The organism is Kushneria indalinina DSM 14324 (assembly GCF_003385845.1).
Taxonomy (GTDB): domain Bacteria; phylum Pseudomonadota; class Gammaproteobacteria; order Pseudomonadales; family Halomonadaceae; genus Kushneria; species Kushneria indalinina.
In genome coordinates, this window is record NZ_QRDJ01000008.1 from 138,563 (window position 1) to 151,798 (window position 13,236).

The following is a 13,236-nucleotide window of genomic DNA, read 5'->3' on the forward strand; positions in this document are numbered from 1 at the left end:
CCGTATGGTGAGTACTATGGCGGGGCGGTCAGGAAAGGCTGCCAGGGGGCGTCGGTAATATTGGCCGCAACGCCATCGTCGGATCCTGCCACCAATACCGGACGTGACCGCAGCGCCTGCCAGACGGTGCGAATATTCTCGACACCCTGATCATTGACGGCGTCCGCCAGCTGCTCGCGGCGATCAAAGTCGGTCCAGCCGTGCGCCAGCTCCTGCCACAGGCGTGAGGTGCGTTGTCCCAGACGCTGCTCGCGCTCGACAAGACGCTCGGCAACGGCCTGCTGATAGGCGTCGATCCCCGCGTCATCCATGCCCGCGACCGTCTCGTCAAACCCTGTCATGAACTGATCAATACGCGAGCGCAGGGTGGCAGTGTCATGATCCGGTGATTGAACCAGCAGTGCCAGTCCGGGCGTGTCGAGCAGCGGCTGGTAGCGCGCCGAGACGATATACCCCAGCTGCTGATCGGTGCGAAGCTGATTGAAAAAGGGCGCGCTGATCATCTGGCCCAGAATGGCCATGCGGGCCTGATCTGCCACGCTTCGGCCCTCGCCCTGCAGATAGAGCAAGACCCCCGAGTCCCGGCGTCGGCTGTTGGGTCGCAGTGTCGGGGGCGTGGCGTTGGGTGACAGCACGGCCAGCTCGGGGATGGCATCCAGCGTGACCTCGGGTGCGAGCATCGTCTGCAGGGTCTCGGCCAGCTGTCGGGCGTGGGTGTCACTGGTGTCGCCGGCGGCCAGCGCCTGCACATGCAGCTCGGTCAGCCACTGATGACGAAAGTCCCGCAGCGCCTCGGGCGTGATCTCTTCCAGCGCCGCCAGACGTGCCTCGCTGGTCCAGCCGGGGGTGATCAGGCTTTGCACCATGGCACGATTGAGCTGCTCATGCAGGGCCGAGCCGGGCTCATCCTGCCAGCGACGTTTGAGGCTGCGACTGACGCGCTGAAGGTGATGATCGTCCATGTCGGCGTGCAGGAGCTGTTCGAGCACCTGCTCCATCACCAGTGCCTGACGGTCGCGCCAGCCTGAAAAGGAGAGCGTCATGCCGCGCGCATGGGCGTGGGCGCTCATGCCCTGGCCGGCCAGCCGGGCTGGATACAGCGCATCGGACAGACTGTCCTCCAGCCAGCGTGCCAGCAGCTCGGTCATGACCGATTGCTGAATGTCCTTGCCTGCCTTCGGGCTCTGCAGGCTGATCCGCCACTCCACGCGCGGTGCGCCAAACTCTCCCGTGGCGTGCAGCCATAGATCCAGCCCGGGGGTGTCGATGAGACGGCGGGTATCGGCTGATTCATCGTTGACCATGTCCAGGTCACGGGCAATGAAGTCGTTGGCCTTTGGCAGCGCCAGCCCTTCGGCCGCGCTCTGATCGGCCGCGCTCTGGCTGGCGGGGCTATATTGCCAGGGCGTGGCGAACCAGGGCGAGCGCTGCTCGCCGGTGACGTCGGGGCCGGTATAAAGACGCAGCAGTTTGTCAGGCGTCAGGACGTTCAGGTAGTCATGAATACGAGGGCCGTTAAAGCCCTCCATCAAAAAGCCGGCCCGGCGCACATCCCGCAGGGGATAGCGTGCCATTGCCATCGACAGGGCGGTGGCCTGCTGGGCAGGCGACTGACGCTGCTGAAAGCGAAACTGCTGTTCGACCATGCGAACCTGCTCGTCATAGCGCCACTGCACCACGCCCTGGTCACGAATCAGCTCGATCCAGGCCATGAGTGCGGCCTGAATCTCCTCCAGATGTTCGCTGCCCTGTGGGGTGAGCTCGATGTTGACCATTAAAAGGGCGCGCCGACCGTCGCCGCGAACGCTGCCGGCCGAAAGTCCGTCCGCCCAGCCACGCTGGCGCAAAAGGGCCAGCAGGCTGCCGGGCGCTTCGTGGCCGATCATGTGTGACAGAAACGAAACCGGCTTGATCCGATAGTCCTGGTCCGGGTCGGGAATGGGAAAGAGAAAACGGACCTGATGCTGATGATTCAGCGACTGCACGGCCATGGCCGCGGGCAGCTGATCATCGACCGTCAACGGCTGGTCGATGGTGCGACGCCTCAGGCCCCGATCAGGGACTTCGGTGAAATATTCACGGGCCAGTGTGGACAGGGCTTCCAGCGACTGGGGGCCGGTCAGTACCAGCGACATGGTGTTGGCATCGTAGTGCGCGTCATGAAAGGCCACGAGCGCGTCACGCAGGCTTTGCTGCGGATAGTCCCTGAGCGTGTCGAGATTGCCGATACTGAAGTGGTTGTAGGGGTGCTCGGGATTGAGGGCCTGACTCAGGGCATCCTCGATGCGTCGACCATCATCCTGCAGTCGAGCTTGATATTCGGCGTTAACGGCATGGCGTTCGCGCTCGACATAGGCATCATCCAGGGTCGGGGCGATAAAAAAGCGACTAAAACGTGCCAGTGCCGGAGCAAACGCCTCCGGTGCAATGTCAAAGAAGTAGTTGGTATCACGAGGCGCGGTAAAGGCGTTGTGATGGCCGCCATGCTCGCCCAGAAACTGCTGATAGTCGTTGGGGTCGGGATAGTGGTCGGTGCCCAGAAACAGCATGTGTTCAAGGAAGTGGGCCAGCCCCGGAAAGCGTGCAGGATTGAAGGCGCTGCCGGTGGCCACGTTCATCGCGGCGCCGGCACGTTCGGCTTCAGGGTCATGCACCAGCAGTACCTGCAGGCCATTATCGAGCGTCAGTGCCTGGTAGTCGGCGCTGTCGCCCGGCCCCGGGATGATGCGGTTGTCCTGCCCGCTGCTGGAAGAAACGTTCGTCGTCATGGTCATGGATATCACTATCGCTCGCGTGATCAGGACTGCAAGCCGCCCTGGGCGCTGAAGGTGTCTTGTGGTCCGGCTAGTGCCCGGTGGCATGAATGGCGCCACGTGTCGCGGTCAGCATGTGCCCGGTGGGGCGTGCACAGTGCCAGTTTTGATTGGCGGGGTCATTGACCAGTCGCTCGACCGGGAAGGCACCCAGCAGGGCAGGCGGTGCGGGGGTCAGCAGATCGCGTGCCTGGCTCAATGGGGTATCGGGAGAGAGCCAGGTGGCGGCCTGATCTGCGCCGATGACGGCAGGGAAGCGGTCGGTCAGTGGCGTCAGCGGTGCGTCCACATTCACCGTGATCAGGGCCATGGAGTCAAAGGCCGTTCGGATATCAGTCATGTAACGACACCAGATGCCTGCCAGCATGAAGGGCTCGCGATCGGTTCGGGTGACCAAAAAGGGCTGCTTCTGGCGCGGCAGCTGTTTCCAGACATAGACCCCGGAGACCGGGATCAAACAGCGTCGGGCGCTGAAGGCTTCGCGAAACATGCGTCTTTCATCGAGGGACTCTGCTCGCGCGCAGTGAGGGGCATGGTCAAGCACCTTGAGCCAGGAGGGCGTCATGCCCCAGAAGGCGCGACCCAAGTGAATCTCGCCCTGTTCCAGGCGCAGCATCGACAGCCAGTGCCTCGGTGCAAGGTTGGGGCTGGCGACGACGGGACTATCGATCACGATGTTGTCCAGCAGCCGGGCGGGATTCAGCGCTTCAATATATAAACGCCCTGCCATGGCACTCCCTCCTGAGGGCATGAAGATAAAAGCCGATTCTGCAACGTATTAAGGAAAACTTTGGAATGTAATGTATCCGTGTATAAAGACTGTCCACAGTCCTTGTAATTCCTGACTTCGCAATATCTCTTGCTTTTGAAGGCAGGCTGGATATGCTGTATGAAAACAGTGTTCGATCACAAAATATAACAGGCAGGAATTTTCATGGCGCGCCCAAGACAGCATTCACCGGAGGAGCTGCATGCCAGCGTCATGGCGGCATGCGACAGCTGGCTCAAGGAACACCCCATTCATGCCCTGTCCCTGCGCTCCATTGCTCGTGACGTCGGCTGTGCGCCCAGCACGCTGCTCAAGCTCTACGGCAGCTTCAACAATCTGCTTCAGTACGTCAACCTTGAAACGCTTGATAGCCTGAAAGCCCAGATTGATACCTTTCAGGCCGGCACGCCCGATGAGCGTCTGGAGGCGCTTGCGAGGGCTTACTGGAAGTTCGCCCGCAGTTATCCCTATCGCTGGCAGCTGCTGTTTGATTACCCGCTGGCCGAGGAGGGAGAACTTGATACCCGACAGGGGCGGATGATCGAGGCGCTGTTTCTGCGGGTCGAGGCCACGCTCAAGGAAGTACAGCCCGGCATGGCGAATATTGAAGCCAGTCGGCTGGCGCGCACCCTGTGGGGCAGCGTGCATGGCCTTGTGCAACTGGGGCTCAACGAGCGTCTGGGCTACGGCGAGGGCCAGGCCCTTGAGGTCACAGAGCTGCTGGATCAGCTTTTACGTACCATTCTGGCAGGTCTGCGTGCCGGGGGGGCAGGTCGTTGAGAAATGCCCTGAATCTGATGCGCAGCCGCTTTTTTGCGCCCTTTTTCTGGACCCAGGCGCTGGGCGCCTTCAACGATAACGTTTTCAAGAACGTCCTGCTGCTGCTGGTGACCTTTGTGGCTGTGCCCCGTCTGGGGTGGGATGCAGGCCTGATCAATAACCTGGCGGCGGCACTGTTCATCCTGCCCTATCTGCTGTTTTCGGCATGGGGCGGCCAGCTTGCCGATTATCGGGACAAGCGTCAGCTGATCATCGCGCTCAAGTGGCTCGAGCTTGTCACGATGAGCTGCGCGGCGCTGGCCATCTGGATGGACGCCTACGCCCTGCTGCTGGGACTTCTGTTCATGATGGGGACCCAGTCGGCACTTTTCGGCCCGGTCAAGTACGCCATTCTGCCCCAGCACGTGCAGCGTACGGAGCTGGTACAGGCCAACGCCTGGGTCGAGATGGGCACCTTTCTGGCCATTTTGCTCGGCACGCTCGGGGCCGGCATCCTGATGGCGCTGGGTGGCAACCAGGCGCACCTGTTGATTGGTGTGACGCTGGTCATGGTGTCCCTGTGCGGGCTGGGCGCAGCACTGCTGGTGCCACCGGCGCCGGCTCAGTCACGTGGACAGCTGAAGTGGCAGCCCTTTCGGGGCTCCTGGCAGGTGCTCTCGAACGCCTGGCGCACGCCCCGCATCTTTCGTGCCTTGATCGGCATCAGCATGTTCTGGTTTCTGGGCGCCTGCTATCTGACCCAGCTGCCACTGTGGACGAGTCACGTGGTGCGCGGCCAGGCAGGGGCGGTCACCATGCTGCTGGCGGCCTTTGCCGTGGGCGTGGGGCTGGGGTCGCTGATCTGTGCCCGCCTGTCGGCCGGTCGACTGGAGGTGGGGCTGGTGCCCATCGGCGCCTTCGTGCTGGCACTGGCCGGCTTTGATTTTGCCGCCCATCCGGCCCTGGGCACGGGTATCAACACGCTGGCAGATCTTGTGGGCATGCCGCGCTTCTGGTGGATGCTGTTTGACCTGACACTGATCGGGGTTGGCGGGGGGCTTTATATCATCCCGCTGTATACGCTGGTTCAGCTTCGCAGCAGTGATGAACATCGGGCGCGCATGATTGCCGCCAACAACATCCTCAATGCGCTGTTCATGGTGCTGTCGGCGGCCTTTGGTGCCGTGCTGATCGGGGTCATGGGCGTTACCCTGCACACCTTTTTTGCCTCGCTGGCGGCCATTTCCCTGCTGACGGCGCTGGTCTGCGCCCTGTTGCAGGCCCGCCCCATGATGCGCATCAGCATTTTTGTGCTGGTGCACATGTGGTATCGACTGCGTATCAAGGGTCTTGAAAATATTCCCGATGAAGGCGCAGCGATTGTGGTCTGCAATCATGTCAGCTTCATGGATGCGCTGGTCATGGGCGGTGCAAGCCCCCGGCCGCTGCGTTTTCTGATGGACAAACCCATTTACGAATCGCCCTGGCTCAACTGGTTCTTTCGCATGGCCGGTGCCATTCCGGTGGCCTCCGAACGTCGTGATCCCAAGGGCATGCGTCGGGCGCTGGATCTGGTCAGCAAGGCGCTCCAGAACGGGGAAGTGGTCATGCTGTTTCCTGAAGGGCGTCTGACTCGCGATGGCCACATGAACGAGTTTCGTCGTGGTATCGAGCTGATTCTCAGGCGTGATCCGGTGCCGGTGGTGCCGGCAGCGCTGTCGGGGCTCTGGGGCTCATGGTCGTCACGCTACGATGGCGTGCCCTTCAAGGGGATGCCCAGACGCTTTCGCGCCAGGGTCTGTCTGAGTTTCGGGGCGCCGGTGGCGTCAGAAACGGCCACGCGTAAATCGCTGCAGGCAAGCGTTGCCGCCCTCAAGATCAACATCGATCACCGTGCCAGTAACAAGCCCTTTAAAGAGCCGGTCGTACTGACCGAGCCTGATGCGGCGACAGGGCAGGAGAAGCGTCAGGCCGAACCCGGCTCAGTAGAGCGGTAAGGCTCAGCCCGGCAGGGGGACGGGCAGTTCCACGGTGACGGCCAGCCCGCCCAGATCACTCTCGCCGAGATGAATCTCTCCGCCGTGGTGATGGACAATCTGTTCCACGATGCCAAGCCCCAGACCGTGGCCGGTGACCTGTTCGTCCAGGCGCGTGCCGCGTCCCATCACCCGGCTGCGCTGATCCGGCGGAATGCCCGGGCCATCGTCCTCGACCAGCATCACGAACCGACGCTCCTGGCAGGACATGGTCAGTCGGGCTAGGCCATGAGCCCACTTGCCGGCGTTATCCAGCAGGTTGCCCAGAATTTCCAGCAGCTCATCGCGGTCCCAGGGCAGGGGCGGCAGCAGCGCGGTGTCATTGATGAACGTCACGTTGGCGTGAATCTCGCGAAGCGTGTCCAGCAGGGGCTGGATATCGCTGTCGGGCTGGAAGCGGGCGGCGGCAGACACCTCTCCGGTATCCAGGCGGGCACGCTGCAGTTCTCGCTCCACCAGACGGTGAATGTCATCCAGACGCGCGTGCAGGGATTGACGCAGATCGGGAAACTGTTCGAGTTCCCGGCGTGCCAGCTGCGTTTCCATGACTGACAGGGGCGTCTTGAGGGCATGACCCAGATTGGCAATGCCGTCACGGGAGCGATTGAGCACGCGCTCGATCCGCTCCAGCTGATGATTGAGCTCTTCGACAAATGGCGCAATTTCGTCCGGGACCCGGGTTTCCAGTGCCATGCGCTTGCCCTCATGCAGCTGGGCCAGTTCGCGCTGCAGCTTCTCCAGCGGCATGAGACCCAGACGAATCACGCGGCGTTGAATGAAGACCAGCAGAATGGCCATGATGCCGCCCAGTCCCCAGATGCACAGGCGCAGCCAGTCCAGCCGCCGGGTCACGGTGCTGTAATCCAGCGCCGTGGTGATGGTGAAGTGGTGTCGGCCGCGATGATACTGCCCGGTCCAGACCAGCAGTGACTGGTTCTCGGGCCCCTGACGAATCTGCGCAGTATCGCCGGCCACGGGCTTAAGGCGATGATCCCACAGGGAGCGGGAACGCAGATGAACGGTGTCATCGATATCGATGACAAAATACTGGCCCGAATAGACCTGATTGAAGGAGGCGCGCAGACGCAAGGGATCGATCTGCACCTGATCATCCCGATCCACCGGCAGCGTGGCCAGACTTTCGGCATCCTCGCGCAGCCGTTCCGTCAGGTAGTCGCGCAGGACATAGTCAAACAGCACCACGCTGCCGTGGGCCAGCAGCAGCATGACCACCAGCACCGAGGCCAGCAGTCCCAGGTCGAGACGACGGGTCAGCGACATCAGGCGACGACGCTGTCACCGCCGAAACGATAGCCTTGGCCCCGCTGGGTGATGATCACGCCACGGCCAAGTTTCTGGCGCAGATGGTTGATGTGCACCTCGACCACATTGGGATTGCGGTCATGTTCACTGTCATAAAGATGATCGAGCAGGCGGTCCTTGGCGATGACATGCTCGGGATGCAGCATCAGATAGCGCAGAATCGCAAATTCGGCCCGGGTCAGATTGACCGGCGTGTCGTTGGACGTACGCCACGCGCTCTGGCCGTTTTCGTCCAGTACGACACCGGCCACCGAGATGGTCGGCGACGGACGCTGGCCGTGGCGGCGGCGTACCAGCGCCTGAAGGCGCAGAATCAGCTCATCGGGATGAAAGGGTTTGGGAAGATAATCATCGGCCCCGGCACGCAGGCCGGTGATGCGCTCGCTCCAGCTGGAGCGAGCCGTCAGAATCAGTATGGGCGTATCCAGCCCGTCGGCGCGCCACTGTTCCAGCAGCGTCAGCCCCGGGCGGCCGGGCAGGCCCAGGTCAAGGATGATGATGTCAAAGGGTTCGCTGGTTGCCATGACAGCGGCATCGCGACCATCCGTGCACCAGTCAACGGCGTAACCGTGCTGGGTGAACAGGGCCGTCAGTTCGTCCGCAAGGGGGACATTGTCTTCAATCAGTAGCAGCCGCATGGTTGGTTATCCCTCTAATCTTCTTCCAGGCCCAGATGTCTGCCAGTGACGGCATCGAATCGAAGTGCCCTGATCTGTCCATCATGATCGAGCATGTCGATTTCGTAAACATAACGTTGGTTGACACAGTCGAGCTTGGCTTCGAGCAGCTTGCCGCTGCGATATTCCCGGGCCTTCTCAAGGATGACAGGGAAAGGCTCGATGTGGCCATTTTCGGTCATCTGCAACACTTCATCCTGAGACACATCCCGGCCTTCCACGGGGCAGGCCTGTGCTGTCACCGTCAGCATCAAGAGGATGGTCAGACTGTAAAGGAGCGGCAGGCGCAGTCGAAGGCTATCCATGAACATCATGTTGACCTGTTGCACGCAAGCCGTGCGAAAAATTGAGCGATAGCATCATGCGCCCCCAAGGCGACCATCATGGATATCGCGCAACTTAACAAAACAGGCTTAATTCAATCTCAAAAGCAGCTTTCGCGCCATGCCGATACCGGCTCACTGGCGGACATCGCCTGCGCGTGCGGTGCGCCTTTGCGTCTGCCAGCAGCGTGTGGACGTAATCAGGTTTTCCTTGATCTCGAGAATCTCGAGGCGGATGGAGCCGATCTCCAGACTGGCGGGGGCGTCGGGAAAGGATTCCAGATACTCAAGGATCAATCCGTTGAGCGTTTTGGGCCCGCTGGTGGGTAGCTGCCAGCCCAGTACCTTGTTGATCTCGCGAATATTGGCAGTGCCATCAATGATGTAGCTGCCATCGTCCTGCTGATGAATCTCCTGATGCGTGTCGGCGATGTCGGTGGTGAACTCCCCGACGATCTCTTCAAGAATATCCTCGAGTGTCACCAGTCCCTGCACGTCGCCGTACTCGTCGACCACGATGCCGATGCGCCGCTTTTGCTGCTGAAAATTGAGCAGCTGGGTATGCAGGGGTGTGGACTCGGGCACGAAATAGGGTTCGCGCGCTTCCTGCACGATAGACGCCTTGCTGACGTTGGGCTGGGACATGATGCGTGCGGCGTTACGCAGGTGCAGAATGCCGATGATGCTGTTGATGTCGCCCTTGTAGACGGGCACTCGCGTGTGCTGACTGGTACGAATCTCCGAGAGCAACGCGTCCAGATCATCCTCGAGATTGAGTCCGACGACTTCGTGGCGCGGCACCATGATGTCGTTGACCGTGACGTTTTCCAGATCGAGGATCGACAGCAGCATGGTCTGGTGACGACGCGGGATCATGGTGCCCGCTTCGTGAACGACCGTGCGCAGCTCATCACGGGTCAGATGGGCAGCACCGCCATCGATTTCGCGGATGCCGGTCAGGCGCAGCAGACCGTTGGAAATGCCGTTGACCAGCCAGACGAGCGGATAGAGCGCGCGCAGCAAAGGTTCGAGAATCAGTGAAGCCGGAAAGGCGATTCTTTCAGGGCGCAGGGCGGCCATTGTCTTGGGCGTGACCTCGGCAAAGATCAGCACAACCATGGTCAGGATGGCAGTGGAAATGGCGGGGCCGGATACCTCGCCAAAAAAATGGATCGCAATGATGGTGGCGATCGAGGCTGCCAGATTGTTGACGAAATTGTTGCCAATCAGGATGACGCCAATCAACCGATCGGGGCGCGAGAGCATGCGCAGCACCCGTTTGGCGGACTTGTGCCCCGTATTGGCCTGATGCTTCAACCGATAGCGGTTGATGGACATCATGCCGGTTTCCGAGCTCGAGAAGAAAGCAGACAGAATAATGAGCAGCACGAGCAGGGCAAACATCAGCCCCAGGGGAGTGTCATCGCTCAAGGTCGGTGGGTCCTCGGAATCAGTGATCGGTCGTTTTTAGGAACTTGTGTCACGGGTGTCAAGGCAGCATTGGCATGGGGATGCCGGCATGAGGCACTGCCTAGCCATGCAGCAGCTGAATGATCAGCCTGGTGCCGAAGTAGGCCAGTATCAACACGATGACGGCGCCCAGTGTCCAGCGAATGGCCCACTGCCCCCGCCAGCCGCGCTGATAACGGCCCCAGAGGAGAATGGAGAAAAGCACCCAGGCCAGCAGTGACAGAACGGTCTTGTGCGCCAGATGCTGGGCAAAGAGATCGTTGATGAACAGGAAACCGCTGATGATCGAAGCCGTCAGAAAGACCATGCCCCATATGATCAGCTCGAACATCAGCCGCTCCATGCTCGTCAGCGGCGGCAAAACCTGGATGATACCGCGAAGGTGATTGTGCTTGAGCGCATGGGTCTGAACGGCCAGCAATACGGCCTGGCCTGCCGCCATGATCAAAAAGGCATAGGCCAGCACCGAGGTGGCAATATGTATCAGCATGCCCGGGGTGAAGCCATATTCGATGCTGGATTCCGGAAACCCCACGGCGCCCATCACGCTCAGGGCGGCCAGTGGATAGAGCCCCACAGATGCCGGCATCAGCGGTTTCCTGATACTGGCCAGCAGCAGCAGAACGGCAATCAGGAAAAAGACCAGCGAGACGGTTTCAAAAATGCCCAGATGCAGGCCTTCATGCGCGCGCAGCGTGGTATAGACCACGATGCCATGGCCCACTACCGCCAGAGCGCTGGCAGCGCTGACAAGCCCCTGGCGTACGGGCAGGCGCCGGGTTAGGGTCAGCATCTGGCGACAGGCAGCGGTGCAGTAAAACACGACTGCCACAAGGGCAGAAAAAAGCGTGAGCATCGTTATGTGACAATCCGTATGGAAATCGCGAACCGGGCGTGCGCGTCGTGATGCAGATCACGGGATTTAACCACTATACCGGGAGCCACTCTCAATCGAAACCGGGCGTTGTCGGGATGTATTTATCATGCGCTACTGACGTGTCATGTCCCGGTTCGGCACGAATCCTTGCCAGGCTGGTGCATGGCAGCACCCTGAACCGTTATAATGCGCACCAACATTTTCCGGTCTCGGCATGGGCGCCCCTCACGTTTCTGCCGCCGCCGCTGCACCATCGGAGAAGCTCATGTTTGATAACCTGACAGACCGTCTCTCCCATACGCTCAGATCCGTGACCGGACAGGCACGGCTGACCGAGGAGAACATCAAGGACACCCTGCGCGAGGTTCGTCGCGCGCTTTTAGAGGCCGACGTCTCTCTGGCGGTGGTCAAGGACTTTGTCGAGCGTGTTCGTACACGCGCCGTGGGTCAGGAGGTGTCCAAAAGCCTCTCGCCCGGACAGCAGTTCGTCAAGATCGTCCAGCAGGAGCTGGAAGCCACCATGGGCGAGGGCAATGTGCCCCTCGAGCTCAAGCAGACGCCGTCCGTCATTTTGATGGCCGGTCTGCAGGGGGCGGGCAAGACCACCTCGGTTGCCAAGCTGGCGCGCTTTTTGCGCGAGCGTGAAAAGAAGAAAGTACTGGTGGTCTCGGCCGACGTTTATCGTCCGGCCGCGATCGATCAGCTTGAAACGCTGGCTCATGAAGTGGGCGTCGAGTTCTTTCCCTCGACCAGCGAACAGCAGCCGACAGCGATTGCCGAAGCGGCCATGCGTCACGCCCGTATCCAGTTCTTTGACGTCGTGCTGGTCGATACGGCCGGTCGTCTGCATATCGACGACACCATGATGGGTGAGATCCGCGATCTTCATCGCGCCATTTCGCCGCAGGAGACGCTGTTCGTCGTTGATGCCATGACGGGTCAGGACGCCGCCAACACGGCCCATGCCTTTCATGAGGCGCTGCCGCTGACCGGTGTGATTCTGACCAAGGCGGACGGTGACTCTCGTGGCGGCGCCGCGCTGTCGGTGCGTCATATCACCGGAAAGCCGATCAAGTTCATGGGCATGGGGGAGAAAACCGATGCCCTGGAGCCCTTCTATCCGGACCGTGTGGCGTCACGCATCCTGGGTATGGGGGACGTGCTCAGCCTGATCGAGGAGGCCGAGCGCAAGGTCGATCGCGACAAGGCCGATCAGCTCTCCAAGAAGATCAAGAAGGGCGAAAGCTTCGATCTCGAGGACTTCCGTGATCAGCTCCAGCAGCTCAAGAACATGGGCGGTATGGGCAGTCTGCTCGAAAAGCTGCCCGGCATGGGGCAGATGGCCGAGATGGCCCAGGGGCAGGCCAGCGAAAAGGAGTTCGGCAAGCTTGAGTCGATGATCAACTCCATGACGCCGAAGGAGCGCCGCAAGCCCGATCTCATCAACGGCTCGCGCAAGCGTCGTATCTGCGCCGGCTCCGGTACGACCGTGCCGGATCTGAATCGTCTGCTCAAGCAGCACAAGCAGATGCAGAAGATGATGAAAAAGATGGGCAAAAAGGGCGGCATGCAGAAGATGATGCGCGGCATGAGCTCCATGATGGGCGGGGGTGGCGGCATGGGCGGCCCCGGCAGCGGTATGGGCGGCCCGGGAGGCATGGGCGGATCCGGTGGTATGGGCGGCTCGGGTGGTTTCCCGCGTCGTTGAGTAATGCCCGATTTCGCTTGCTTGGGAACTGCATTCATGCAGTTCCCAAGCCTTGAAATTTCCCGTAGAATACCGCGTCTTCGAGAAGCGGCGCGCCTGCGCATGGCGTTTCCCGGGATGAATTTTCCGGCAACGCTGGTGGTCAGGGCGATGCGCGCAACATGTTTATGGCCTCGTCGTGCTGCTGTGTACGACGCTATTCCAACTGAAGGACTTTAAATGGTTACCATTCGTCTGGCACGTGGTGGCGCCAAGAAGCGTCCCTTTTATCACCTGCATGTGACTGATTCGCGCGTCAAGCGTGACGGCCGCTATCTGGAGCAGGTGGGCTTTTTCAACCCGATCGCCCGTGGTCAGCAGGAGCGTCTGCGTATCGATCTCGAGCGCATCGAGCACTGGCAGGCCCAGGGCGCGCAGCTCTCTGATCGCGTCGCCGAGCTGGTGCGTTTTGCGCGCAAGCAGCAAACCGCTTCCGCCTGAT

General features: G+C 60.9%; 11 protein-coding genes. 4 read left to right on the plus strand and 7 right to left on the minus strand.

What is annotated here, in order from left to right; translation table 11 throughout:
• Positions 1-14 precede the first annotated feature (14 nt).
• On the minus strand, positions 15-2,774 hold the full coding sequence (locus C8D72_RS11690; protein ID WP_245955238.1) for an insulinase family protein: 2,760 nt from the start codon (positions 2,772-2,774) through the stop codon (positions 15-17).
• A 70-nt stretch (positions 2,775-2,844) separates the two neighbouring features.
• Positions 2,845-3,543: an SOS response-associated peptidase gene (locus C8D72_RS11695; RefSeq protein WP_115854622.1), complete on the minus strand. Its 699-nt coding sequence runs from the start codon at positions 3,541-3,543 to the stop codon at positions 2,845-2,847.
• A gap of 204 nt (positions 3,544-3,747) precedes the next feature.
• On the opposite strand from C8D72_RS11695, the gene C8D72_RS11700 reads away from it, so the two are divergent.
• Both C8D72_RS11700 and C8D72_RS11705 read left to right on the plus strand, forming a co-directional pair.
• Positions 3,748-4,362: a TetR/AcrR family transcriptional regulator gene (locus C8D72_RS11700; RefSeq protein ID WP_115854623.1), complete on the plus strand. Its 615-nt coding sequence runs from the start codon at positions 3,748-3,750 to the stop codon at positions 4,360-4,362.
• Entirely contained in the window at positions 4,359-6,338 is a 1,980-nt protein-coding gene (locus C8D72_RS11705; protein WP_245955239.1) for an MFS transporter, read from the plus strand. Before C8D72_RS11700 ends, C8D72_RS11705 begins: the two co-directional genes overlap by 4 nt.
• Before the next feature lie 3 nt (positions 6,339-6,341).
• Here the strand turns inward: C8D72_RS11705 and C8D72_RS11710 are convergent, their stop codons facing one another.
• The 5 genes from C8D72_RS11710 to C8D72_RS11730 form a co-directional block, all read right to left on the minus strand.
• Positions 6,342-7,658, minus strand: coding sequence for a sensor histidine kinase (locus C8D72_RS11710; protein WP_115854625.1), 1,317 nt, complete (start codon positions 7,656-7,658; stop codon positions 6,342-6,344).
• Positions 7,658-8,338, minus strand: a complete 681-nt coding sequence (locus C8D72_RS11715) for a response regulator transcription factor (RefSeq protein WP_115854626.1) — start codon at positions 8,336-8,338, stop codon at positions 7,658-7,660. The genes C8D72_RS11710 and C8D72_RS11715 overlap by 1 nt, the downstream gene beginning before the upstream one ends.
• 14 nt (positions 8,339-8,352) lie before the next feature.
• Positions 8,353-8,691, minus strand: coding sequence for a PepSY domain-containing protein (locus C8D72_RS11720; RefSeq protein WP_147301531.1), 339 nt, complete (start codon positions 8,689-8,691; stop codon positions 8,353-8,355).
• Positions 8,692-8,835: 144 nt separating this feature from the next.
• Entirely contained in the window at positions 8,836-10,131 is a 1,296-nt protein-coding gene (locus tag C8D72_RS11725) for an HlyC/CorC family transporter (RefSeq protein ID WP_115854628.1), read from the minus strand.
• Between the two features lie 100 nt (positions 10,132-10,231).
• Positions 10,232-11,026 (minus strand): cytochrome C assembly family protein, encoded by a 795-nt coding sequence (locus tag C8D72_RS11730; RefSeq protein ID WP_115854629.1) that lies wholly within the window; start codon positions 11,024-11,026, stop codon positions 10,232-10,234.
• A 286-nt stretch (positions 11,027-11,312) separates the two neighbouring features.
• Here C8D72_RS11730 and ffh point away from each other — a divergent pair, with 286 nt between their 5' ends.
• Complete coding sequence (gene ffh / locus C8D72_RS11735; protein WP_115854630.1) at positions 11,313-12,755, plus strand: signal recognition particle protein; 1,443 nt, start codon at positions 11,313-11,315, stop codon at positions 12,753-12,755.
• 219 nt (positions 12,756-12,974) lie between these two features.
• A complete protein-coding gene (gene rpsP / locus C8D72_RS11740; protein WP_086620704.1) occupies positions 12,975-13,235 on the plus strand; it encodes a 30S ribosomal protein S16 in 261 nt (86 codons plus the stop codon).
• The last annotated feature ends 1 nt before the right edge of the window (position 13,236 follow it).